A 1,743-nucleotide genomic window follows, 5' to 3' on the forward strand; every position below is an offset into this window, starting at 1 on the left:
ATCCACACCCGCACCACCACCACCTGGACCACCCACGCCACCGCCACCATCAACCCCGAGCCGGCACCCGAGCCCGCGTCCCCGCCGGGCGCCTGGCCGCCACCGGGGGCACAGGCCGTCGACCTCTCCGGCCTGTACGCGCGGTTGACCGACCACGGCTACGCCTACGGCCCGACCTTCCGTAACCTGCGGGCACTCTGGCGGCACGGCGACGAGCTGTACGCGGAGGTCAGCCTCCCCGACGGGACCGAGGTCGACGGGCACGTCGTCCACCCGGCGTTGCTGGACGCGGCGCTGCACGCGCTGATCGCGACGCCGGCCGACCTCGACGGCCCGCTGCGGGTGCCGTTCTCCTGGGGCGGGGTGCGCGCGACCGGTCGCAGCGCCTCCGCCCTGCGGGTGCGGCTGACCCGGCTCTCCGAGCACGCGGTACGGCTGGTCGCCACCGACCTCGACGACGTCGAGGTGATCACCGTCGAGGAGTTGACCACCAGGCCGTTCACGGCCGACCGGTCGGCCGCCACGGAAGCCCCGGTCACACCGATGCGGGTCGAGTGGGTGCCGCAGGAGGCCGGCCCGACCGTGGAGCCGTCCGGCGTGCACGTGGTCGGTGTCGACCCGCTGGGGTTGGCCGACGCGCTCCGCGCGGCCGGCCGCGACGTCACCGTCCACCCCGACCTGGACGCGCTGGCGGCGGCGATCGCCGCCGGCACGGCGGTCCCGGCAGACCCGAGGGTGACCTGCGTTACCGACGGCGGGCCGGGGCCGGCGCTCGACCGGGCCGCGCCGCGTCCGGCGGACGAGGTCGTCGCCCTCGCCCACGAGGTCGCCGAACGGGCCCTGGGGCTGGCGCAACGGTGGGTCGGCGAGCCCGTCTTCGGTGACCACCGGCTGGTGACGGTCACCCGGGGGGCGGTCGCCACCCGGACCGGGCCGGAGATCCAGGATCTACCGGCCTCCACGGTGTGGGGTCTGATCCGGTCGGCGCGTGCCGAGTTCCCCGACCGGTTCGCCCTGCTGGACCTGCCCGGTCCGGCCGACGCGACGCTGCCGGCGGCGGTGGACGGTCCGGAGCCGGAGGCGGCGGTCCGCGACGACACCACACTGGTCCCCCGGCTGGTTCCGGTCGCCGAGTCGGCGGCCGTGCTGCAGCCCCCGGACGGGGGTGGCAACTGGCGGCTGGACGTGACGAGCCGTGGCACGTTGGCGAACCTGGCGCTGGTGCCGTCGCCCGCGGGGGACCGCCCGTTGGCCGGCGGCGAGGTACGGGTCTCGATGCGCGCGGCCGGCCTGAACTTCCGGGACGTGATGATCGCGCTGGGGCTCTACCCGGGCGACGACGCGCAGATCGGTGGCGAGGGCGCCGGCGTCGTGACGGAGGTCGGTTCCGAGGTCACCGGGCTTTCGGTCGGCGACCGGGTGATGGGGCTGTTCCCCGAGGGCTGCGCCGGTCCGGTGGCGGTCTCCGACCACCGTCATCTGGTGCGGACCCCGGCCCGGCTCCGCGACGTCGAGGCGGCGGTCCTGCCGATCGTCTACCTGACCGCCATGTACGGTCTGACCGACCTGGCCGACCTGCGGGCCGGTCAGCGGCTCCTCCTGCACACCGCGACCGGCGGGGTCGGGATGGCCGCCCTGCACTACGCCCGGCACCTCGGGGCCACCGTGCACACCACCGCGAGCGCGCCCAAGCAGGCCACCCTCAGCGCGCTCGGCGTGCCGGACTCCCACATCCACGACTCC

Annotated in this window: 1 protein-coding gene; it reads left to right on the forward strand. The window is 75.8% G+C overall.

The features are described 5' to 3' along the window. A partial coding sequence (locus ACOJTC_RS25260) for a polyketide synthase dehydratase domain-containing protein (protein WP_420118756.1) occupies positions 1-1,743 on the forward strand: 1,743 nt, incomplete at both ends.

The organism is Micromonospora sp. (assembly GCF_048594385.1).
Taxonomy (GTDB): domain Bacteria; phylum Actinomycetota; class Actinomycetes; order Mycobacteriales; family Micromonosporaceae; genus Micromonospora; species Micromonospora wenchangensis.